21 protein-coding genes are annotated in these 19,048 nt (G+C 66.5%); 9 read left to right on the top strand and 12 right to left on the bottom strand.

The window, feature by feature from the left end:
• The first annotated feature begins 1 nt into the window (after position 1).
• The 3 genes from edd (at position 2) to eda (ending at position 3,556) form a co-directional block, all read left to right on the top strand.
• A complete protein-coding gene (gene edd / locus C8J47_RS04905) occupies positions 2-1,816 on the top strand; it encodes a phosphogluconate dehydratase (RefSeq protein ID WP_121884627.1) in 1,815 nt (604 codons plus the stop codon).
• Positions 1,817-1,970: 154 nt separating this feature from the next.
• Positions 1,971-2,939: a glucokinase gene (gene glk / locus C8J47_RS04900; RefSeq protein WP_056486103.1), complete on the top strand. Its 969-nt coding sequence runs from the start codon at positions 1,971-1,973 to the stop codon at positions 2,937-2,939.
• A complete protein-coding gene (gene eda, locus C8J47_RS04895; RefSeq protein WP_121884626.1) occupies positions 2,936-3,556 on the top strand; it encodes a bifunctional 4-hydroxy-2-oxoglutarate aldolase/2-dehydro-3-deoxy-phosphogluconate aldolase in 621 nt (206 codons plus the stop codon). Before glk ends, eda begins: the two co-directional genes overlap by 4 nt.
• A gap of 163 nt (positions 3,557-3,719) precedes the next feature.
• Here eda and mltG read toward each other — a convergent pair whose 3' ends face one another.
• From mltG to fabD, 6 genes are all read right to left on the bottom strand, one after another.
• A complete protein-coding gene (gene mltG, locus C8J47_RS04890; RefSeq protein WP_121884625.1) occupies positions 3,720-4,688 on the bottom strand; it encodes an endolytic transglycosylase MltG in 969 nt (322 codons plus the stop codon).
• Between the two features lie 71 nt (positions 4,689-4,759).
• Positions 4,760-6,022, bottom strand: a complete 1,263-nt coding sequence (gene fabF / locus C8J47_RS04885; RefSeq protein WP_121884624.1) for a beta-ketoacyl-ACP synthase II — start codon at positions 6,020-6,022, stop codon at positions 4,760-4,762.
• 121 nt (positions 6,023-6,143) lie between these two features.
• Positions 6,144-6,380, bottom strand: a complete 237-nt coding sequence (locus tag C8J47_RS04880) for an acyl carrier protein (protein ID WP_031393971.1) — start codon at positions 6,378-6,380, stop codon at positions 6,144-6,146.
• 77 nt (positions 6,381-6,457) lie between these two features.
• On the bottom strand, positions 6,458-7,195 hold the full coding sequence (fabG, locus tag C8J47_RS04875; RefSeq protein WP_121884760.1) for a 3-oxoacyl-[acyl-carrier-protein] reductase: 738 nt from the start codon (positions 7,193-7,195) through the stop codon (positions 6,458-6,460).
• 11 nt (positions 7,196-7,206) lie between these two features.
• Entirely contained in the window at positions 7,207-7,626 is a 420-nt protein-coding gene (locus C8J47_RS04870) for a GxxExxY protein (RefSeq protein ID WP_121884623.1), read from the bottom strand.
• A gap of 27 nt (positions 7,627-7,653) precedes the next feature.
• Positions 7,654-8,613 carry an ACP S-malonyltransferase gene (gene fabD / locus C8J47_RS04865; protein WP_121884622.1) on the bottom strand — a complete coding sequence of 320 codons (960 nt, stop codon included), beginning with the start codon at positions 8,611-8,613 and terminating at the stop codon, positions 7,654-7,656.
• A 200-nt stretch (positions 8,614-8,813) separates the two neighbouring features.
• Here fabD and C8J47_RS04860 point away from each other — a divergent pair, with 200 nt between their 5' ends.
• The 4 genes from C8J47_RS04860 (at position 8,814) to rplI (ending at position 10,750) form a co-directional block, all read left to right on the top strand.
• On the top strand, positions 8,814-9,170 hold the full coding sequence (locus tag C8J47_RS04860; RefSeq protein WP_121884759.1) for an RcnB family protein: 357 nt from the start codon (positions 8,814-8,816) through the stop codon (positions 9,168-9,170).
• 310 nt (positions 9,171-9,480) lie between these two features.
• Complete coding sequence (rpsF, locus tag C8J47_RS04855; protein WP_056050884.1) at positions 9,481-9,915, top strand: 30S ribosomal protein S6; 435 nt, start codon at positions 9,481-9,483, stop codon at positions 9,913-9,915.
• A 2-nt stretch (positions 9,916-9,917) separates the two neighbouring features.
• Entirely contained in the window at positions 9,918-10,142 is a 225-nt protein-coding gene (gene rpsR, locus C8J47_RS04850) for a 30S ribosomal protein S18 (protein ID WP_031393978.1), read from the top strand.
• An 11-nt stretch (positions 10,143-10,153) separates the two neighbouring features.
• Complete coding sequence (gene rplI, locus C8J47_RS04845) at positions 10,154-10,750, top strand: 50S ribosomal protein L9 (protein ID WP_107952437.1); 597 nt, start codon at positions 10,154-10,156, stop codon at positions 10,748-10,750.
• Between the two features lie 398 nt (positions 10,751-11,148).
• Here rplI and C8J47_RS04840 read toward each other — a convergent pair whose 3' ends face one another.
• The 3 genes from C8J47_RS04840 to recR form a co-directional block, all read right to left on the bottom strand.
• Positions 11,149-12,591, bottom strand: coding sequence for a DNA recombination protein RmuC (locus C8J47_RS04840; protein ID WP_121884621.1), 1,443 nt, complete (start codon positions 12,589-12,591; stop codon positions 11,149-11,151).
• Positions 12,592-13,039: 448 nt separating this feature from the next.
• Positions 13,040-13,564: a peptide deformylase gene (gene def, locus C8J47_RS04835; RefSeq protein WP_121884620.1), complete on the bottom strand. Its 525-nt coding sequence runs from the start codon at positions 13,562-13,564 to the stop codon at positions 13,040-13,042.
• A 44-nt stretch (positions 13,565-13,608) separates the two neighbouring features.
• Positions 13,609-14,205, bottom strand: a complete 597-nt coding sequence (gene recR, locus C8J47_RS04830; protein ID WP_056052820.1) for a recombination mediator RecR — start codon at positions 14,203-14,205, stop codon at positions 13,609-13,611.
• A 52-nt stretch (positions 14,206-14,257) separates the two neighbouring features.
• Between recR and fmt the strand changes: the two genes are divergently transcribed.
• Both fmt and truA read left to right on the top strand, forming a co-directional pair.
• On the top strand, positions 14,258-15,184 hold the full coding sequence (gene fmt, locus C8J47_RS04825; protein WP_121884758.1) for a methionyl-tRNA formyltransferase: 927 nt from the start codon (positions 14,258-14,260) through the stop codon (positions 15,182-15,184).
• Positions 15,181-15,921 (top strand): tRNA pseudouridine(38-40) synthase TruA, encoded by a 741-nt coding sequence (gene truA / locus C8J47_RS04820; RefSeq protein ID WP_121884619.1) that lies wholly within the window; start codon positions 15,181-15,183, stop codon positions 15,919-15,921. Before fmt ends, truA begins: the two co-directional genes overlap by 4 nt.
• Before the next feature lie 72 nt (positions 15,922-15,993).
• Here the strand turns inward: truA and C8J47_RS04815 are convergent, their stop codons facing one another.
• The 3 genes from C8J47_RS04815 to C8J47_RS04805 are packed head-to-tail and all read right to left on the bottom strand — an operon-like array spanning position 15,994 to position 19,033.
• The gene (locus C8J47_RS04815; RefSeq protein WP_121884618.1) at positions 15,994-17,190 is read right to left on the bottom strand and encodes a class I SAM-dependent RNA methyltransferase; all 1,197 of its coding nucleotides are present in this window, start codon (positions 17,188-17,190) and stop codon (positions 15,994-15,996) included.
• On the bottom strand, positions 17,187-18,671 hold the full coding sequence (locus C8J47_RS04810; protein ID WP_121884617.1) for an NAD(P)H-hydrate dehydratase: 1,485 nt from the start codon (positions 18,669-18,671) through the stop codon (positions 17,187-17,189). The genes C8J47_RS04815 and C8J47_RS04810 overlap by 4 nt, the downstream gene beginning before the upstream one ends.
• Positions 18,671-19,033, bottom strand: coding sequence for a hypothetical protein (locus C8J47_RS04805; protein WP_259467351.1), 363 nt, complete (start codon positions 19,031-19,033; stop codon positions 18,671-18,673). Before C8J47_RS04805 ends, C8J47_RS04810 begins: the two co-directional genes overlap by 1 nt.
• Positions 19,034-19,048 lie beyond the last annotated feature (15 nt).

The following is a 19,048-nucleotide window of genomic DNA, read 5'->3' as shown; positions in this document are numbered from 1 at the left end:
GATGCTTAACGCCGTCGTCTCCGCGGTGACCGACCGGATCATCGAGCGCTCGCGCGACAGCCGCGCTGCCTACCTCGCGCTGATCGAGCGTGAGGCGGCGGCGCAGGTCCGTCGTCCCGGTCTCGGCTGCGCGAACCTGGCACACGCCTATGCCGGGACCGAGGAAGACCGCGACGCGATGAAGGCCGATGCCGGCATGAACATCGGCATCGTCACCGCGTATAACGACATGCTGTCGGCACACGCGGTCTATTATCGCTACCCTGAACTGATGAAGATCTGGGCACGCGAAGCGGGCGCGACGGCGCAGGTCGCGGGCGGCGTGCCGGCGATGTGCGACGGCGTGACGCAGGGCTATCCGGGGATGGAGCTATCGCTGTTCAGCCGCGACACGATCGCGCTGAGCACGGCGATTGCCTTGTCGCACGGAACGTTCGAAGGCGCCGCTTTGCTCGGCATCTGCGACAAGATCGTCCCCGGTTTGCTGATGGGCGCGTTGCGCTTCGGGCATCTGCCGATGGTGCTGATCCCCGGCGGGCCGATGCCAACCGGCTTGCCGAACAAGGCGAAGGCCGCGGTTCGTGAGAAGTTCGCGGAAGGGTTGGTCGGGCGCGACGAGCTTCTCGAAGCCGAGATCGGCGCGTATCATTCGAAGGGCACGTGCACTTTCTACGGCACGGCGAACACCAACCAGATGATGATGGAGGTCATGGGCCTCCACATGCCGGGCGCGGCGTTCGTCAATCCGGGTACCAAGCTGCGCCAGGAACTGACGCGGGCGGCAGTGCACCGGTTGGCGAAGATCGGTGCCCGCGGCGATTCGTATCGGCCGCTCGGGCATTGCGTCGACGAGAAGGCGATCGTGAACGCCGCGGTCGGCCTGCTCGCGACGGGGGGCTCGACCAACCATCTGCTCCACGTGCCGGCGATCGCTCGCGCGGCGGGGATCATCATCGACTGGGAGGATTTCGACCGTCTCTCCTGCGCAGTACCGCTGATCGCGCGCGTCTATCCCAACGGCTCGGCGGACGTGAACGCGTTCGAGGCTGCCGGGGGCATGCCCTATGTGATCCGCGAGCTGCTCGGCGAAGGGCTGCTGCACGGCGACATCATGACGATCGGCGGCGACGACCTGTCGGCCTATGCGAAGACCGCGGTGGTCGAGGGCGATACGCTCGGCTGGCGCAACACGCCGGACAGCGGCGACGAGACGATCCTGCGCCCCGCGACCGCGCCGTTCTCTCCCGATGGCGGGATGCGGATTCTCGCGGGGAATATCGGCCGGGCGTGCATCAAGGTGTCGGCGGTCGAGCGCGAGCGCTGGATCGTCGAGGCGCCCGCGATGGTGTTCGACGACCAGCTCGACGTGATTGAGGCGTTCAAGCGCGGCGAGCTGGAGAAGGACGTCGTCGTCGTCGTCCGCTTCCAAGGGCCGCGCGCCAACGGCATGCCGGAACTGCACAAGCTGACGCCGCCGCTGGGGGTGTTGCAGAACCGCGGGTTCAAGGTCGCGCTGGTCACCGATGGCCGGATGTCGGGCGCGAGCGGGAAAGTGCCGTGCGCGATCCATTGCTCGCCCGAGGCGTTGCTGGATGGGGCGATCGGGTTGATCCGCGATGGCGACATGATCCGGGTGGATGCGGTCAACGGTACGCTGGAGGCGCTGGTCGACGCGGATGTGTGGGCGACGCGCGAAATGGTCGCGGTGCCGCCGCCGGTGAGTGGTATGGGCCGCGAACTGTTCGGCATGTTCCGCGGGCTTGCCGACGAGGCCGAGAAGGGTGCGTCGGCAATGCTGGCGGGGGCTGGGCTTTAGAACGTCGCACACGCCGCCGTCGCCTCAGCCACACCCCCGTCATCCCGGCGAAAGCCGGGACCTCGCTCCACGGGGACGGAGCATGCGGCTTGAGATCCCAGCTTTCGCTGGGATGACGGGGTGGCGGTAATGATGAAATCGGACGGAGGATGACATGGAAATCGTAGCGGCAGATATCGGCGGAACGCACGCCCGGTTCGCGATCGCCGAGGTCGAGAATGGCCGCGTCGTGTCGCTCGGCGAGCCGGCGACGCTGAAGACCGCGGATCACGCGTCGCTCCAGACCGCGTATCAGGCGTTCGAGGCCGGGCTCGGCCGCCCCCTCCCCCGCGCGCTCGCGATCGCGGTCGCGTCGCCGGTCGCGAACGACGTCATCCGGCTGACCAACAACCCGTGGATCATCCGCAAGTCGCTGATCACCGAGCGGCTGAAGGCGGACCAGTGGGTGGTGGTCAACGATTTCGGCGCGGTCGGCCACGCCGTCGCGCAGGTGCCAAGCAGCGACTTCATCCACCTTTGCGGGCCCGATACGCCGTTGCCTTCCGAGGGCATCACGACGATCTGCGGACCCGGCACCGGGCTCGGCGTCGCACAGTTGCTGCGGCGGAAGGACGGCTATCAGGTCCTTGAGACCGAGGGTGGCCACATGGATTTCGCCCCGCTCGACGGGATCGAAGACGCGTTACTGAAGCGACTGCGGAAGACGTTCACGCGCGTATCCGCCGAGCGCGTCGTCGCCGGGCCCGGCATCGTCGCGATCTACGAGACGCTTGCCGCATTGGAGGGCCGCGCAGTTCCCAGCCATGACGACAAGACGATCTGGACCGAGGCGATCGACGGTACCGATTCGATCGCGCTCGCCGCGCTGGACCGGTTCTGTCTCGCACTCGGCGCGGTCGCGGGCGATCTCGCGCTAGCGCAAGGCGCGAAGGCAGTCGTGATCGCCGGCGGCCTCGGCTTCCGGATCAAGGATCGGCTCATTCGCTCGGGCTTCGACCAGCGCTTCGTCGCCAAGGGTCGCTTCCAGGGCATGATGGCGGCGATGCCCGTCAAGCTCATAACCCATCCCCAGCCCGGCCTGTTCGGCGCCGCGGCCGCTTTCGCACAGGAACATACGCAATGACCGCAACCCCCTCGCGCGCAATCGCAGACATCATGCAGACCAGCGCCGTCATTCCGGTGCTGGTGATCGAGGATGCCGCGCTTGCTCGTCCGCTCGCGGAGGCGCTGGTCGCAGGCGGTCTGCGCGTCCTCGAGGTGACGCTGCGCACCGGCGCTGCACTGGAGGCGATCGCCGAGATGAAGAAGGTGCCGGGCGCGATCGTCGGTGCCGGTACCGTCGTCAACACGCAGCAGTTCGCGCAGGTGCGCGATGCGGGCGCCGAGTTCATCGTCTCGCCGGGGCTGACCGAACGCCTTGCCACGCCGATCATCGAGAGCGGTATTCCGTTCCTGCCGGGGATCGCCAATGCGGCGGACATCATGACCGGGCTCGACCTGGGGCTGACGCACTTCAAGTTCTTTCCGGCAGAAGCGAATGGCGGGTTGAAGGCGCTGAAGGCTCTGGCCGCGCCGTTCTATCAGTGCAGTTTCTGCCCGACCGGCGGGATCACCGAGGCCAGCGCGCCCGAGTGGCTGGCGTTCAAGCCGGTGCTGTGTGTGGGCGGAAGCTGGGTGACCGGCGGGACGATGGCCGAGATCGAGATCAAGGCCCGCGCCGCCAACGCGCTGCGAGGGTAAATCCTCCCCGGCACGGGGAGGGGGACCGCGACGCGGAGCGGCGGGGTGGAGGGGGAGTGCCACGAGAGTCCCGCCCCGCGGAATCCCGCCCCACTGACGGTACGCTCGCGGTGAGCCCCCTCCACCATCCTGCGGATGGTCCCCCTCCCCGTTCCGGGGAGGATTACATCTCGCCGCGGGCTTTGCGGATGGCGTACCATTTCTTCACGTTGGCATTGTGTTCGGCCAGCGTGTTCGCGAACACGTGGCCGCCGGTGCCATCCGCGACGAAATAGAGCGCCTGGGTCTGCGCCGGGTCGAGCACCGCGTCGATCGAGGCACGGCCGGGATTGGCGATCGGGCCGACCGGCAGGCCGGCTTCGGCATAGGTGTTGTAGCCGTTCTTCGCGTGCAGTTCCGACCGCAGAATACGGCGACCCAGCGGGCGGCCCTTGGTGATCGGGTAGATTACCGTGGGGTCGGCCTGAAGCGGCATGCCGCCCCGCAGGCGATTGCCGTAGACCGCGGCGACGGTGCGGCGTTCGGAGGGTTTGCCGGTTTCCTTCTCGACGATCGAGGCGAGGATGATCGCCTGTTCTGGCGTGCTCACCGCGATGCCGGGCTTGCGCGCGGCCCAGGCGGTGGCGAGGTAGGTCTTCATCGCCGCCTGCATCCGCGTGACGACCGATGCGCGGGTGTCGCCGGCCTGGAAGGCGTAGCTATCGGGGAGAATCGAGCCTTCCGCCGGGACCGGCACTGTGCCGGTCAGACCGTCAGCCTTCGCCAGCGCGTCGTGGACGAGCACCGAGGGATAGCCTTCGGGGACGACGACGAGGCGCTGGACGACCTTGCCGCCCTGCATCAGCTTGAGGATGTCGGACTGGCTGGTGTGCGGCGCGATGCGGTATTCCCCGGCCTTGATCGGATCGCCCGAGCCGAAGACGCGCGCGTACAGGCGGAAGCGGCGGGCCGAGGGAATGGCGCCGGCCTTTTCAAGTTCGGTGGCAGCGCCGGCCAGCGTACTGCCTTCGCCGATCTGCACGGTCAGCGTGCGGGGCGCAGGGCCAGCGCCGCCCCAGCCTTGGACGACCAGGAACAGCGCTACGACTGCCGCCAGGCCGATGATCAATCCGAAACAGCCGACCTTGCGCATTGGTACTCCTTGGATCCCCGCGAAGGCGGGGACCCAGTCTGGGCCCCCGCCTTCGCGGGGGAACAAGGCTTTTAGCGGACGTTCGTCATCACCAGCGAGGCGTTGGTGCCGCCGAAGCCGAACGAGTTGTTCAGCACCGCGCGGACTTCGCGCTTCTTGGCCACATGCGGCACGAGGTCGACCCCCACGCAGCTGTCGCTCGGATTGTCGAGGTTCAGCGTCGGCGGGACGATCTGGTCGCGCAGCGCGAGGATGCAGAAGATGCTCTCGACCGCGCCGGCCCCGCCAAGCAGATGGCCGATCGCGGACTTGGTCGACGACATCGACAGACCCGAGATCGCATCGCCGAACAAACGACGCACCGCGCCCAGTTCGAGCTCGTCGCCGAGCGGCGTCGAAGTGCCGTGCGCATTGATGTAATCGATGTCCTCGAGCTTGAGGCCCGACTTCTTGATCGCCATCTGCATCGAGCGGAACGCGCCGTCGCCTTCCGGATGCGGTGCGGTCACATGGTATGCGTCGCCCGACAGACCGTAGCCGATCACCTCGGCATACATCTTCGCGCCGCGTGCCTTGGCGTGCTCGTATTCCTCGAGCACCAGCACACCCGCGCCCTCGCCCATCACGAAGCCGTCGCGATCCTTGTCATAGGGACGCGAGGCCTTTTCGGGCGAATCGTTGAAGTTGGTCGACAGTGCGCGGGCCTGTGCGAACCCGGCGATGCCGAGCGGGCAGACGGTGCCCTCCGCGCCGCCCGCGAGCATCACGTCGGCGTCGTCCATCGCGATCATCCGCGCGGCGTCGCCGATCGCGTGCGCGCCGGTCGAGCAGGCGGTTACGACCGCGTGATTCGGGCCGCGCAGGCCGTATTTGATCGAGACCTGACCCGAGATCAGGTTGATCAGACGGCCGTGGACGAAGTGCGGCGACACGCGGCGCGGGCCCTTGGTGTGGAGCACGATCGATTCGCTCTCGATGCCCGGCAGACCGCCGATACCCGAGCCGATCGAGACGCCGGCGCGCCAGCTTTCTTCGAGCGTCATTTCGGTCAGCCCGGCGTCTTCCAGCGCCTGGCCCGCGGCGTCGATGCCGTAGATGATGAACGGATCGACCTGGCGCTGGACCTTGTGGTCGACGCGCTTGCCGGGATCGAAGCCATACTCGTGGTCGGCCGGCTTCACCTCGCAGGCGATGCGGCACACCTGGTCCGACGCATCGAAGCGCGTGATCGGGCCCGCGCCCGACTTGCCGGCGAGGATATTCGCCCAGGCCGTTTCAACATCCGCCCCCAGGGGGGTGACCAGGCCTAGCCCGGTTACGACGACACGCCGCATGGCTTCAAACTCCGTCTGCTCTCAAAACGAAACGGCTCCCCGCCCTCTTTGCCCAAGGACGGGGAGCCGCTCAAATCACACCCTTCAGGGCAGGTCCAAAGGTTTGAACCCTAGACCCTGATCAGGCCTTGTGCTCGTCGATATAGGTGATCGCGTCCTTGACGGTCGCAATCTTCTCGGCGGCATCATCGGGGATCTCGACACCGAATTCTTCCTCGAACGCCATGACGAGTTCGACGATGTCGAGGCTGTCTGCGCCCAGGTCGTCGATGAAGCTCGCGTCCTCGGTCACCTTGTCGGCTTCGACGCCGAGATGCTCGACGACGATCTTCTTCACGCGGTCAGCTGTCTCGCTCATGGTAGTTCCCTCTTCAAATCTGGGGGTTTTCGGTATTTCCTGAACGCACCTAGAACGCGGTAGTTCAGCGCGCAAGTTCAGATCATCGCCATCCCGCCGTTCACGTGCACGGTTTGTCCCGTGACGTACCCGGCTTCACGGCTGGCAAGGTACACGATCGCCGCGCCGATGTCTGCGCCTTCGCCGAGGCGACCGGCGGGAATCTTCGCGGTGAGCGCGGTCTTCTGCGCGTCGGGCAGCGCGTCGGTCATCGGCGAGGTGATGAACCCAGGCGCGACGCAATTGACGGTGATGCCGCGGCTGGCGAGTTCCTGCGCCATCGATTTCGACATGCCGATCAGGCCGGCCTTCGACGCGGCGTAGTTCGCCTGGCCGGGATTGCCAGTGACGCCGACGATCGAGGTGACCGAGATCATCCGGCCGAAGCGCGCCTTCATCATCGGCTTGGCGGCGGCGCGCATGAGGCGGAACGCGGCTTCGAGATTGACGCGGATGACGCTGTCCCACTCGTCGTCCTTCATCCGCATCGCGAGATTGTCGCGGGTGACGCCGGCGTTGTTGACGAGGATGTCGAGCTTGCCGAGCTTTCCCACTGCCTGTGGAACGAGCGCGTCGACGGCAGCGGCGTCGGAGAGGTTGCAGGGAAGCGCGACGTGGTCGCCGCCGAGGCTCGCGCGAAAGGCTTCGAGCTTGTCGGCGTTGGAGCCGGATACGGCCAGGCGCGCGCCTTGGGCGGCCAGTGCCTTGGCGATCTCGGACCCGATCCCGCCGGATGCCCCGGTGACGAGGGCGGTCATGCCTGTGAGGTCGAACATTTTGATCTCCATTAGATTTTGTTCACGCGAAGGCGCGATGGCGCGAAGGGGGTGTAGCCGTTGACGATCCGACGGAGCCCCTCCTTCAGCGTCTCGCCTCCGAAGTTGATCAGCAGCCCCAAGGGCTGTTTGGTTAGTCGCAGATAAGTCAGCAGTTGCTTTGCGTGAGCGGCATTCAGCCGCTCGACCGATTTAATTTCGACGAGCAACCGATTGCCGACAATGAGATCGATGCGGAACGCAGCGTCGAAGTGCAGTCCCTCGAAATCGATCGAGACAGAGCGTTGCCGCTCGACCTCATATCCGAGGCTGGCGAGCTTGCTCGCCAACACAGTCTCGTAGACGCTTTCAAGCAATCCAGGCCCAAGCTCGCGGTGAAGGCGAAGCGACACATCAATGACGTCGGAAGCGGCAGCCTCGAGATCCATCATCTTCGCGCCTTTGCGCCTTCGCGTGAATCACATCTTCTTCACCAATTCCTCGATGTCGTCCATCGTGATGACGCTCGTCGTTTCGACGTCGGGGGTGATGCGTTTGATCATCGGGCTGAGAACCTTGCCGCCGAATTCGACGAAGTGCTCGACGCCTGCCGCGTGCATCGCCAACACCGATTCGCGCCAACGGACCATGCCGGTGACCTGTTGCACCAGCAGGTGACGGATCGCAGCGGGGTCGGCGACCGCGGTCGCGTCTACATTGGCGAAGACGGGGACCAAGGGCGCGCGGAGGTCGGCGTCGAGGAGCGCGGCTTCCATGGCTTCGGCGGCGGGTTGCATCAGGGGGCAGTGGAAGGGGGCGGATACGGGTAGTAGCACCGCACGCTTGGCGCCTAGGTCCTTGGCCAGTGCGATCGCCTTTTCGATGGCGAGGCGGTGGCCGGAGATGACGACCTGCGACGGGTCGTTGTCGTTGGCGACGGTGCAGATCAGTTCGGGGCCGCCCTCGGCGAGGATCGCGTCGACCGCGGCACCAGCGATCAGCTGCGCCTTTTCGAGATCGGTGCCGAGCAGCGCGGCCATTGCGCCCTCGCCTACCGGTACCGCCGCCTGCATCGCACGGCCGCGCAGCTTCAACAGGCGGGCGGTCGTCGAGAGATCAAGCGCACCGGCGGCGCACAAGGCGGTATATTCGCCTAGGCTGTGGCCGGCGACGTAGTCGGCTTTGTCGGCGAGGCGGATGCCGCCTTCCTTCTCGGCGACGCGCAAGGTGGCGATCGCGTTCGCCATGATTGCGGGCTGCGCGTTCTCGGTGAGGAGGAGGTCGTCGGCAGGCCCTTCGCTCATCAGGCGGAACAGGTGCTGGCCGAGCGCCTCGTCGACTTCGGCGAAGACCTCGCGGGCGATGGCACTGGCGTCGGCGAGCGCCTTGCCCATGCCGACAGACTGGCTCCCCTGGCCGGGGAAGATGAACGCGCGCATGGCCTCTCCTCTGTGTTGGGTCTTCGTTTGAGCGCGGGGCCTATAAAGGTGCGCGTCGAGTTGCAACCTGAACGAACCACGCGGCCTTGCGACAATATGCGACCATTTCGCCGACCTTGCGACAATCGCCTGCGACAATCGGCGCCCAGATTATGGAGGACGCCGCAGCAACGGCGCCGTGTTTCAAACGGGAGATTATCATGAAGAAGTTCATCCTCAGCGCGCTCGCCGCCACCCTCGTCGCAAGCCCGCTGCTCGCCGCAGCGCCTGCCGAAGCGCAGCAGCGTCGCGAAGTCACCACCGTGCGCCACAACGACAACGGCCGCACCGTCGTCACCAAGCGCACCGTCGTCCGCACGCCGCAGTATCGCAACTGGCGCGCCGGCCAGCGCTTCGATCGTCGCCAGGCACAGAACTACCGGGTCATCACGACGTACCGCAACTATCGCCTCGCCGCCCCGCCGCGTGGCAGCCAGTGGGTCCGCTCGGGCAACGACGCGCTGCTGATCAACGGTCGCGGCAACGTGGTCCAGGTTCGTGGCGGCGCGTTCCGGTAAATCGGTAGGGCCAGATCTTGGGGGCGTAATAAGTACGCCCCCTCGCTCCACGCCCCGTCATCCTGACGAAAGTCAGGATCCAGGGTTACGAGCGGCGGCATTTCTGGCTCTGGATCCTGACTTTCGTCAGGATGACAGGACTAGTTGAACGAAGCACACCAACCTTGCCTTTGCCGGATAATCGGCTAAGGCCCTCTGCAACCGGGGTGAGAGATTCGCGTCTCTCGCCCCTGTTTGCATTCTAGACGACAGCCGGAGGGGTGCACGCATGGGGCGTGTATCAGCGATCGGCCAAGACGAAGGACAAGACATGGCTCTTTACGAGCACGTGTTCCTTGCGCGCCAGGATCTGGCACAAGCGCAGGTGGACGCACTGGCGGAAATCGCCACCAAGATCGTGAACGACAACGAAGGTCGGGTCGTAAAGACCGAGAACTGGGGCCTGCGTTCGCTGGCGTACAAGATCGCCAAGAACCGCAAGGCGCACTATGTCATGCTCGAGATCGATGCCCCGGGCAGCGTGATCGCAGAGCTGGAGCGCCAGACCCAGATCAACGAAGACATCATCCGTTACATGACGGTCAAGGTCGACACCCTCGAAGAGGGCCCGACCGTGATGATGCGCAAGCAGGATCGTGACCGCGAGCGTCGTGGCGACCGTGAAGGTGGCCGTGAGGGTCGTCCCGATCGTGGCGATCGTCCGGACCGTGGTCCCCGTCGTGACCGCGAAGAGGGAGCTGAATAATCATGGCACGTCCATTCTTCCGCCGCCGCAAGAGCTGCCCGTTCTCCGCCAAAGACGCTCCCCGGATCGACTATAAGGACGTCCGGTTGCTGCAGGGCTTCGTGTCCGAGCGTGGCAAGATCGTCCCGTCGCGTATCACTTCGGTGGCCGCAAAGAAGCAGCGCGAACTGGCCCAGGCCATCAAGCGTGCGCGTCATCTGGGCTTGCTGCCCTACATCGTTAAGTAAGGAGCGCCCACATGGACGTCATTCTGCTTGAGCGCGTCGAAAAGCTTGGTGCTATCGGCGACGTGGTGAAGGTCAAGGACGGTTACGCACGTAACTTCCTGCTTCCCAACAAGAAGGCGCTTCGTTCGAACGAAGCCAACCGCAAGGTGTTCGAGTCGAACCGTGCGAAGATCGAATCGGACAACGCATCGCGTCGCAGCGATGCCGAGACCGAAGCGAAGACCTTCAACGACGCGACCGTGACCCTGATCCGTCAGGCGTCGAACACCGGTCAGCTCTACGGTTCGGTCGCGGTTCGCGATCTGGTCGATGCGCTGGTGGCCGACGGTCACAAGGTCGGCAAGTCGGCGATCGTGCTCGACAAGCCGATCAAGGCAATCGGTGTCTACACCGTCAAGGTATCGCTGCACCCCGAGGTGTCGGTGGCCGTCAAGGTCAACGTCGCCCGCTCGCCTGAAGAGGCCGAGATGCAGGCTTCGGGCGTCGACGTTATGTCGTCGATGTTCGAGCGCGACGAGGCTGGCTTCGTCGAGGATTACGATCCGAACGCAGAGCCCGGCGCGACCGCCGAAGCACCGCGCGACCAGGAGGACGAAGCTCAGGGTTGATCCCTCCGCTTCCTTCTTGGCTGATACAGAAAGGCCCGCCCGGAGTGATCCGGGCGGGCCTTTTCTTTTGTGCTTTTGCGGTGGGTGTCAGGGGCAGGTTACGCAGGCGCCGATCATTGCTGCGAAGGGGATCAAGGCGCAGAGGATGGGGACTAGGTGTTTCATGACCGGGTGACTCTTGGGGGTGTTATCCGGTTAATGCGCAGGGTTGGGAAAGGTTGCCGGGAGGTGAACGAATTTTGTACCGACCGGTTTTTGGGGCCGAAGAACGCTACTTCCGCACCACCCCGGCGGAGGCCGGGGCCCAGTTGGGAAAGCTAGAGTAACGGATCGCAGCGCCCATCATCCGCGTCCCCCAACTGGGCCCCGGCCTTCGCCGGGGTGGTGGTAGTGGAAGGTCAGCTTTCGACATTCTCCGGCTTCTCGATCAGCGCGGGCCCCTCGCCTAACGCTAGCGCTTCTACCAGCGGCACGTCCTCAAGATCGCGTGGGCCCGTCTCGATATTCAGATCGCGAAATTTCCGGCCGGTGCCCATCAATCGACTATTGAACGAGTTCGTGAAGCCGTTGAAGTTCTTCACCGCGCTGTTGAGGCCGACGCCAACCTTGCGCAGGTCGTCCGCCACCTTGGCGAGGCGATCGTGCATCTCCTTGCCGAGTTCGCCGATCTTTCGTGCTTCGTTGGCCAGTTTTTCCTGGCGCCAGACCGCCGCGACGGTGCGCGCGATCGCGATCAGGTTCGTTGGGGTTGCCAGCAACACACGCTTTTCAAACGCGAAATCCCAGAGCGTCGGGTCGTGTTCGAGCGCCGCCGAGAGGAAGTGTTCGCCGGGGACGAACATGATGACGTAGTCGGGGGTGTCGGCGAACTGGCTCCAATAGGCCTTGTTGCCGAGGCCGTTGACGTGCGCGCGCATCGAGGCCGCGTGGGCGGCGAGGCCGATCAGGCGCTCGGCGTCGTCGACCGCGCCGAATGCATCCTGGTAGGCGTTGAGCGAGACCTTCGCGTCGATCACCAGAGCCCGGCCGCCGGGAACGCGGATGATCGCGTCGGGGCGTAACCTTGCCCCGTCGTCGCCGACCGCGACCGAGACCTCGGTCTGGAAGTCGGTGTGTTCGCTGAGGCCGCAGGTTTCTAGGACGTTCTTCAGCTGCTGTTCGCCCCAGCGGCCGCGGGACTTGGGGGCGTTGCGGAGGGAGTTGACAAGCTTGGCGGCTTCGGTCGAGACCTTTTCCTGGCCGAGGCGCATCTGTTCGATCTGGCCCTTGAGGTCGCCGAACGCGTCGCGGCGCTCGGCTTCTACCTTCGCGACGCCCTCTTCGTAGCGTTGCAGGCGGTCGCTGACGGGTTGCAGCATCGACTTCAGATTCAGACCGGCGGATTCCTCGGACTGGCGGAAGCGGGCGTCGGCGCGTTCGAGGAAGGTCTTCTGCGCGTCGCTGAGCAGCTTGTTGGCGACGTCGCCGAACTGGGCGGCCATGACGTCCTTTGCTTCGCGCAGGCGCATTTCGAATGCCTCGCCTTGAGCTTTCAGAGTAGCATTCTCGGTGCGAGCCGCGTCACGGTCCTTGCGGATAGCTTCCAAATCTAGGCGAATGCGATCGGTGTCGGTGGCGCGTTCGGCGTTCTGCGCGCGGAGCGTGGCGAGGTCCTGCATCGCGGCGTTGCGCTCGCGCTCGACCGCATCGCGCGCGGTGCGGATGAGGTCGGCGTCTGCGACCTTGGTTTGGGCGACGGCGAGTTCACTGGCGAGGGCGGCGGCTCGGCGGGAGGCTAGGAGCCAGCCCAGGAGGATGCCGGCGGCTAGCGCGAGGACGGCGATAATGGCGAACTCAGCCATTTTGCACCGGCGAATTTAGCTGGAAGTGCACAAAGTGCAGACGCTGGCGCAGCATTTTCTCAGGGGACAATGTGCGCATCGGCGAGCGGGTTTGGGCGGGGGATGGAGACGTCATGCGTGGAACATACGTCGAACGGTTGATGTAGGACAATCGGAATATGTTGTTCTCCCGCGGAGGCGGGAGTCCAGGGTTACTGACAATAGTAATCGTGGTCCTGGGCCCCCGCCTTCGCGGGGGAACTTGGGTGCGCGTCCGCACCCTCCAAAATAATACCACCCCGGCGGAGGCCGGGGCCCAATTGGAAAGGTCGGGGTAACAGAGGACTGCGCTCAGTTGGCGATGTCCCCCAATTGGGCCCCGGCCTTCGCCGGGGTGGTAGCTTGTTGGGTGATTGGGCGCCCACCCTCAAGCGCCCCTGCTCGTGCGGTGCTCGTGCTCGCCCCGCCCTCAGCCCACCTTGCGCTGCTTCGCCAGCTTCTTCAGCACCATGTCGCGCTTGAGGCGGCTGATGTGGTCTATGAACAGCACACCGTCGAGATGGTCGATCTCATGCTGCATGCAGGTCGAGAGCAACCCGTCGAAATCCTCCTCGTGCGCCGCACCGGTCTCGTCGAGCCACTTCACGCGGCACCGCGCCGGGCGCGCCACCTCGGCGTACTGCTCGGGGATCGAGAGGCACCCTTCGTTGTACGTGGAGACCTCGTCGCTGACCGACAGAATCTCGGCGTTGATGTACGCCTTGGGGTTCTTGATCGGCTTGTCCTCCTCGTCCTTCTCCTCCTGGAGATCGATGACGAGGACGCGCAGCTGGACGCCGACCTGAGTCGCGGCGAGGCCGATGCCGTTGAAGTCGTACATCGTCTCGATCATGTCGGCGACGAGCGTGCGGGTGGAGTCGTCGACCGTCTCCACCGGCTCGGCGACGAGGCGCAGGCGGGGATCGGGGACTTCGAGAACGGTCATGACGGTCATTCTGCGCAGCTAGGTTCCGCGCGGGGGTGCGTCAAGCACTTGGCTCAAGCCATTGGCCGCCTTGCCCTTAACGCCTGCGCCAGCGTGCCCTCGTCGAGATAGTCGAGTTCGCCGCCGACCGGCAGGCCGTGCGCGAGCTGCGTGACGCGGACGGGGAAGCGTTCGATGCGCTCGGCGATGTAGTGCGCGGTGGTCTGGCCTTCGAGCGTGGCGTTCATCGCGAGGACGACTTCGTCGATGCCGCCGGCTTCGATGCGGCGGACGAGGCTGTCGATGCTGAGATCCTCGGGGCGGATGCCTTCGAGTGCGGACAGGCGACCGCCGAGGACGTGGAAGCGGCCGGGGAACAGCCGCGAGCGATCGAGCGCCCAGAGATCGGCGACTTCCTCGACGACGCACAGCGAGCGCTGGTCGCGGCGCGGATCGGCGCAGATCGCGCACGGGTTGGTGGTGTCGACGTTGCCGCAGGTCGAGCAGTTCTCCAGCCGCTCGTCGACGGCGGTCAGCGCCTCGCGCAACGGACCCAGCGCCGCGTCGCGCTTCTTAAGCAGATGCAGCACGGCGCGACGTGCGGACCGGGGGCCGAGGCCGGGGAGCCGGGCCAGCGCCTGCGTCAGCGCCTCGATCTCGGGGGATGCCATAGGGAACAGATAGGGGGTTGCGCGGCTCCCCGCCAGCGTGTTCGAGAGGGCCATGCGGATCATCTTCATGGGAACGCCGGACTTCGCAGTGCCGGTGCTGGAGGCCCTCGTCGCGGCGGGGCATGACGTGGTGGCGGCGTATTGCCAGCCGGCTAGGCCAGGGGGGCGGCGTGGGCGCGAGTTGGTGCCGTCGCCGGTGCAAGTTCGGGCGGAGGCGCTGGGGATCGAGGTGCGGACGCCGGTGTCGTTCAAGGCGTCGTTGCCGGAGGGGCTGGCGGCTCGCGAGGCGTTTGCGGCCTTGGACGCGGATGTGGCGGTGGTCGCGGCCTATGGTCTTATTCTGCCGCGCGCGGTGCTGGAGGCGCCTCGGTTCGGGTGCCTGAACGTGCATGGGTCGCTGTTGCCGCGGTGGCGCGGGGCGGCGCCGGTCCAGCGGGCGATCCTCGCGGGCGATGCCGAGACGGGGGTCGGGATCATGCAAATGGAGGCGGGTCTGGATACCGGGCCGGTGCGGCTCGAGGGACGGACGCCGATCGTCGGCAAGACCGCCGGGGACCTGACGTCCGAGCTTTCCGCCATGGGAGCTCGGTTGATGGTCGAGGTGCTGGGCGACCTCGACGCCTACCCTGCCCGGCCGCAGCCCGAGGAGGGCGTCACTTACGCCGCGAAGATCGACAAGGCGGAGGCGCGGATCGATTTCGAGCGGTCGGCGGTCGAAGTCGAGCGGCTGGTGCGGGCGATGAACCCGGCGCCGGGTGCTTGGTTCGAGCATGCTGGCGAACGCGTGAAGGTGCTGGCGGCGGACGTGTTGCCGTTCTCGTTTCTTGGGTGCGAGGGGCTGACGGTCAACGGCGAGCTGACGATCGGGTGTGGCGACGGGGCGATCCGGCCGACATTGGTGCAGCGCGCTGGGCGTGGCGTGACCTCGGCGGAGGAGATGCTGCGCGGGTTTCCGATTCGGTCGGGGACGCAGCTTTGACGCGGTTCGCGTTGACGGTGGAGTTCGACGGGCGGCCGTTCATGGGCTGGCAGCGGCAGAAGCACGGGCCGAGCGTGCAGGCGGCGCTGGAGGCCGCGGTGCTGAAGATGACCGGCGAGACCGCGTCGGTGCAGGCGGCGGGGCGGACCGATGCGGGCGTGCACGGGATGGCGATGCGCGCGCATGTCGACATCGCGAAGCCGCTCGCGGCGTTTCGGTTGATGGAGGGGCTGAATGCGCTCGTTAAGCCCGCACCGGTGTCTGTGTTGGCGTGCGAGGTGGTCGAGGACGACTGGCATGCCCGGTTTTCGTGTGTCGGGCGGTCGTACGAGTACCGGATCGTCAACCGGCGCTCGCCGCTGACGTTCGAGTCGGGGCTCGCCTGGCAGGTGCCGCAGTTGCTGGATGCAGACGCGATGGCGGAGGCTGCGGAGGCGCTGGTCGGGCGGCATGACTTCACGACGTTTCGGTCTGCGCATTGCCAGGCGGATAGTCCGGTGCGGACTCTCGACCGGCTCGAGGTGGTGCGCGAAGGGGAGCGGTTGTTCGTCTATGCGGCGGCTCGATCGTTCCTGCATCATCAGGTGCGGTCGATGGTCGGGTGCCTGGCGCTGGTTGGTATGGGGCGTTGGGCGGTTGGCGATGTTGCGGTTGCGCTCGCGGCGAGGGATCGGGCGATGCTGGGACTGAATGCGCCGCCTGACGGGTTGTTCTTCGTGAGTGCCGTCTACCCGTAGGAAGCGTGTTCCCCCGCGAAGGCGGGGGTCCAGACTGGGCCCCCGCCTTCGCGGGGGACCACGCTTCCTGGGTTACCGAACGAACTTCGCCGCCAGCTCGACATGCGTCGACCAGCGGAACTGGCCGACCGGCTGGACCCAGTCGATCCGCCAACCCGCGTCGCACAGTTCCTTCGCATCGCGCGCGAAGCTTGCGGGATTGCAGGACACATAAGCGATCACCGGCGTCTTGCACTCTGCCAGCGCGGTCGCCTGCTCGCGCGCGCCGGAGCGGGGCGGATCGATCACCACCGCATCGAAGCGATCGAGTTCGGCCACCGTCAGCGGGCGGCGGTAGAGATCACGGTGTTCGGGGTAGACGGGCCGCTGGGTGCGGTGCGCGGCGGCCTTCAGCGAGCCGAGCGCGTCACGCGCGCCCTCTGCGGCATAGACCTTGGCGGGAATCGCGAGCGTGAAAGTGCCGAGGCCGGCGAAAAGGTCGGCGACCGTCGCTGGTTTGCCGATCGCTTCCAGGACGGCGGCGGTGAGTGCGGCTTCGCCATCGGGTGTAGCCTGGAGGAACGACGCGGGCGGGAGCGGCACGGGGACGCCGCCGAGCGTGATCGTGACCGCGTCGGGCTCCCAGCGCGTCTCCGGTCCGAGGCCGTCGTCGAACGCCACGCGGGCGATCTTGTTGTCTTCGCAGAATTTGGTGAGCGCTTCGGCGGCGGGGAGGCCTTCGGGGGCGAAGCCGGTGATCAGGATGTCCGCGCCCTGGTCGGCGAGCGTCAGGTGGATGTCGGCGCGGCGGCGGAAGTTGAGGCGCTTGAGCAGTTGGCGCAAGGGCTGGACGAGCGCGAACAGGCGCGGATCGAGAATCCAGCATTCCTTGATGTCGACGATCGTGTGCGCTTTCTCGGCGGTAAAGCCCAGCGTGATCTTGCCGCCCTTGGCCTCGGCGTGGAGCGTCGCGCGGCGGCGGCTGCGTTCGGGGGAGATGTGCGGCGTGCGGATCGGCGCGGACAGGTCCTGGCCGTCGAGCGCGGAGGCGATGCGGTCGGTGACGAACTCGGCATAGGCCTGGTCGTCGAGATGCTGGAGCTGGCAGCCGCCGCAGGTCGGGAAATGCACGCAGGGGGGAGTCTGGTGGTGCGGGCCGGGGATCACGGTGCCGTCGGCGGCGAGCGTGTCGCCGGGGGCCGAGAAGGCGGCGTGGCGACCGTCAGCGGTCATGCCGTCGCCGCGGGCCGCGACGCGGACGATGGTGTCGATATTCGATTCAGAGGTCATAGCGATGCTCTGGCCGACCGGAGCGCTTCCGCCAAGTCGTCGGCGATGAAGGCCGCGCCCAATCGGCGGGCAGCGTCACCGTGGAGCCACACTCCGGCGCAGGCTGCGTCGAGCGGATCGAGCCTGGCGGCGAGCATCGCGCCGATCGCGCCGGCGAGGACGTCGCCGGTACCGGCGGTGGAGAGCCAGTCGCTGGACCCTTGCGCAATGCGGACGCGGCCGTCGGGGGCGGCGATGACGGTGTCTGCGCCTTTGAAGACGACGATGGCATTAGCGCGGGTGGCGGCGTCGCGGGCTCGGGTGATCTTGTTCGCGTCGGATTTGCCGAAGAGCGCGTCGAACTCGCCGGCGTGCGGGGTGAGGATGACGGGGACGTCGTGCGCTTTGATCCGGTCGGGGTTCAGCAGGCGGAGAGCGTCGCCGTCGATGATCAGCGGGTGGCCCGAGGTCAGCGCGGCTTCGAGACGGGCCTTGGCGGTATCGTCGCGACCCAGGCCGGGACCGATCACGAGTGCGCCGATGCGATCGTTGGCCAGTGCGTGATCGGAGAACGGCGTGCGGACGAGCGCATGCGGGGGGCCTTGGCTGTCGCCGAGCAGGGTCACGTAGCCGGCGCCGGCGCGCATTGCGGCCAAGGCTGCGAGGTCGGAGGCGCCGGACATGGTGCCCGCGATGATCGCGACCATGCCTCGGGTGTATTTGTGAGAGTCCGGGCCGGGGGTTGGAAGGATTGGGGTTTTAAGGACTTCGGCTTGGCTGACGGTGGGGACGCCGATGTCGAGAAGGCGGATATGGCCGCAGTAGCGGGCTGCGGGTTGGAGGATGTGCGCGGGTTTTACCGCGCCGAGCGCAAGGGTAAGGTTGAAGACGGGCGGCGTGCTGAGCGCCTCGACTGTGTCGGTGGCAAGGCCACTGGGCAGGTCGACAGCGATGCTGAGCTGCGCGGCGTTTGCGAGGGAATGGAGACACTCGACCACAGACCGTTCCCCCGCGGACGCGGGGGCCCAGCTAAGTTTCAAGGGCGTACCCAGCGGCTTACTCTGGGCCCCCGCGTCCGCGGGGGAACGGTTGGGGGTCGGTGTTGTACTGGCGTCGAGCGGGCGCGTGAGGCCGGTGCCGAACAGCGCGTCTACGAGGATTGGAGCGGGTTTCGCCTCCGTCAGCGTTTCGACCGAGCCTAGCCACCCTACCCTCGCCGACTTGGCCGCATCCGTCTTGGGTCCCGACAGCGCCGCAACGCGGACCGCCACGCCCATTTCCGCCAGCACACGGGCCGCAATATAGCCGTCACCGCCGTTGTTGCCGGGGCCGCAGAGGATCAGAACTTCGTTCGCGCCAGCCAACCGGCGCACCGCGTGTGCAATCGCGGTGCCCGCGCGGTCCATCAGCGTTTCCACCGAGACGCCGGTGGCGATCACCGCATCCTCCGCTGCGCGCATCTCGGCGGCGGTCAGGATGGGGCGGCCTTCGATCTCGATCATCACTGCGGCGTGACGCCCCGGACCGTGGCGGGCAACCGGTAGCGATCGCCGCCGAGCGCTACTTCGATGCCGTCCCGACCCACTACGGTAACCGTTGCGGCCTCGGCCCCGTCCGCCGCGATCACCCCGCGACCATCCTGCGTGACGAGCAGGCGCCGAAATGCACCGTCGGCATGCCGCACCGTGAGGATCAGGCCGTCCTTGCCGAGCGCCTGCTCAACGGTACAGGTCGGGGTCAGCGCAGCCGTACCGCGCGCGCATGGAATCTGGCGATCGCCGGCGGTTTCGGCCTTCTGCTTGGCCTCGACGTCCGCGCTGGACGGCCCCCGCCCGCACGCTGCGAGCGGGAGCGAGAGAAGCACGGCAACCGCCAGTAT

It is taken from the genome of Sphingomonas sp. PP-F2F-G114-C0414 (assembly GCF_003688595.1).
Classification (GTDB): Bacteria; Pseudomonadota; Alphaproteobacteria; order Sphingomonadales; family Sphingomonadaceae; genus Sphingomonas.
The sequence above is the reverse complement of the archived record's forward strand: the minus strand, read 5'-3'. Positions and strand labels throughout refer to the sequence as shown.

Coding starts and splice junctions, on each gene's coding strand:
- rplI (WP_107952437.1), top strand. CDS start 10,154: ATGGACGTCATTCTGCTTGAGCGCGTCGAAAAGCTTGGTGCTATCGGC.
- rpsF (WP_056050884.1), top strand. CDS start 9,481: ATGGCTCTTTACGAGCACGTGTTCCTTGCGCGCCAGGATCTGGCACAA.
- C8J47_RS04860 (WP_121884759.1), top strand. CDS start 8,814: ATGAAGAAGTTCATCCTCAGCGCGCTCGCCGCCACCCTCGTCGCAAGC.
- C8J47_RS04840 (WP_121884621.1), bottom strand. CDS start 12,591: ATGGCTGAGTTCGCCATTATCGCCGTCCTCGCGCTAGCCGCCGGCATC.
- glk (WP_056486103.1), top strand. CDS start 1,971: ATGGAAATCGTAGCGGCAGATATCGGCGGAACGCACGCCCGGTTCGCG.
- edd (WP_121884627.1), top strand. CDS start 2: ATGCTTAACGCCGTCGTCTCCGCGGTGACCGACCGGATCATCGAGCGC.
- C8J47_RS04815 (WP_121884618.1), bottom strand. CDS start 17,190: ATGACCTCTGAATCGAATATCGACACCATCGTCCGCGTCGCGGCCCGC.
- eda (WP_121884626.1), top strand. CDS start 2,936: ATGACCGCAACCCCCTCGCGCGCAATCGCAGACATCATGCAGACCAGC.
- def (WP_121884620.1), bottom strand. CDS start 13,564: ATGACCGTCATGACCGTTCTCGAAGTCCCCGATCCCCGCCTGCGCCTC.
- mltG (WP_121884625.1), bottom strand. CDS start 4,688: ATGCGCAAGGTCGGCTGTTTCGGATTGATCATCGGCCTGGCGGCAGTC.
- C8J47_RS04810 (WP_121884617.1), bottom strand. CDS start 18,671: ATGATCGAGATCGAAGGCCGCCCCATCCTGACCGCCGCCGAGATGCGC.
- fmt (WP_121884758.1), top strand. CDS start 14,258: ATGCGGATCATCTTCATGGGAACGCCGGACTTCGCAGTGCCGGTGCTG.
- recR (WP_056052820.1), bottom strand. CDS start 14,205: ATGGCATCCCCCGAGATCGAGGCGCTGACGCAGGCGCTGGCCCGGCTC.
- fabD (WP_121884622.1), bottom strand. CDS start 8,613: ATGCGCGCGTTCATCTTCCCCGGCCAGGGGAGCCAGTCTGTCGGCATG.
- fabG (WP_121884760.1), bottom strand. CDS start 7,195: ATGTTCGACCTCACAGGCATGACCGCCCTCGTCACCGGGGCATCCGGC.
- C8J47_RS04880 (WP_031393971.1), bottom strand. CDS start 6,380: ATGAGCGAGACAGCTGACCGCGTGAAGAAGATCGTCGTCGAGCATCTC.
- rpsR (WP_031393978.1), top strand. CDS start 9,918: ATGGCACGTCCATTCTTCCGCCGCCGCAAGAGCTGCCCGTTCTCCGCC.
- C8J47_RS04870 (WP_121884623.1), bottom strand. CDS start 7,626: ATGATGGATCTCGAGGCTGCCGCTTCCGACGTCATTGATGTGTCGCTT.
- fabF (WP_121884624.1), bottom strand. CDS start 6,022: ATGCGGCGTGTCGTCGTAACCGGGCTAGGCCTGGTCACCCCCCTGGGG.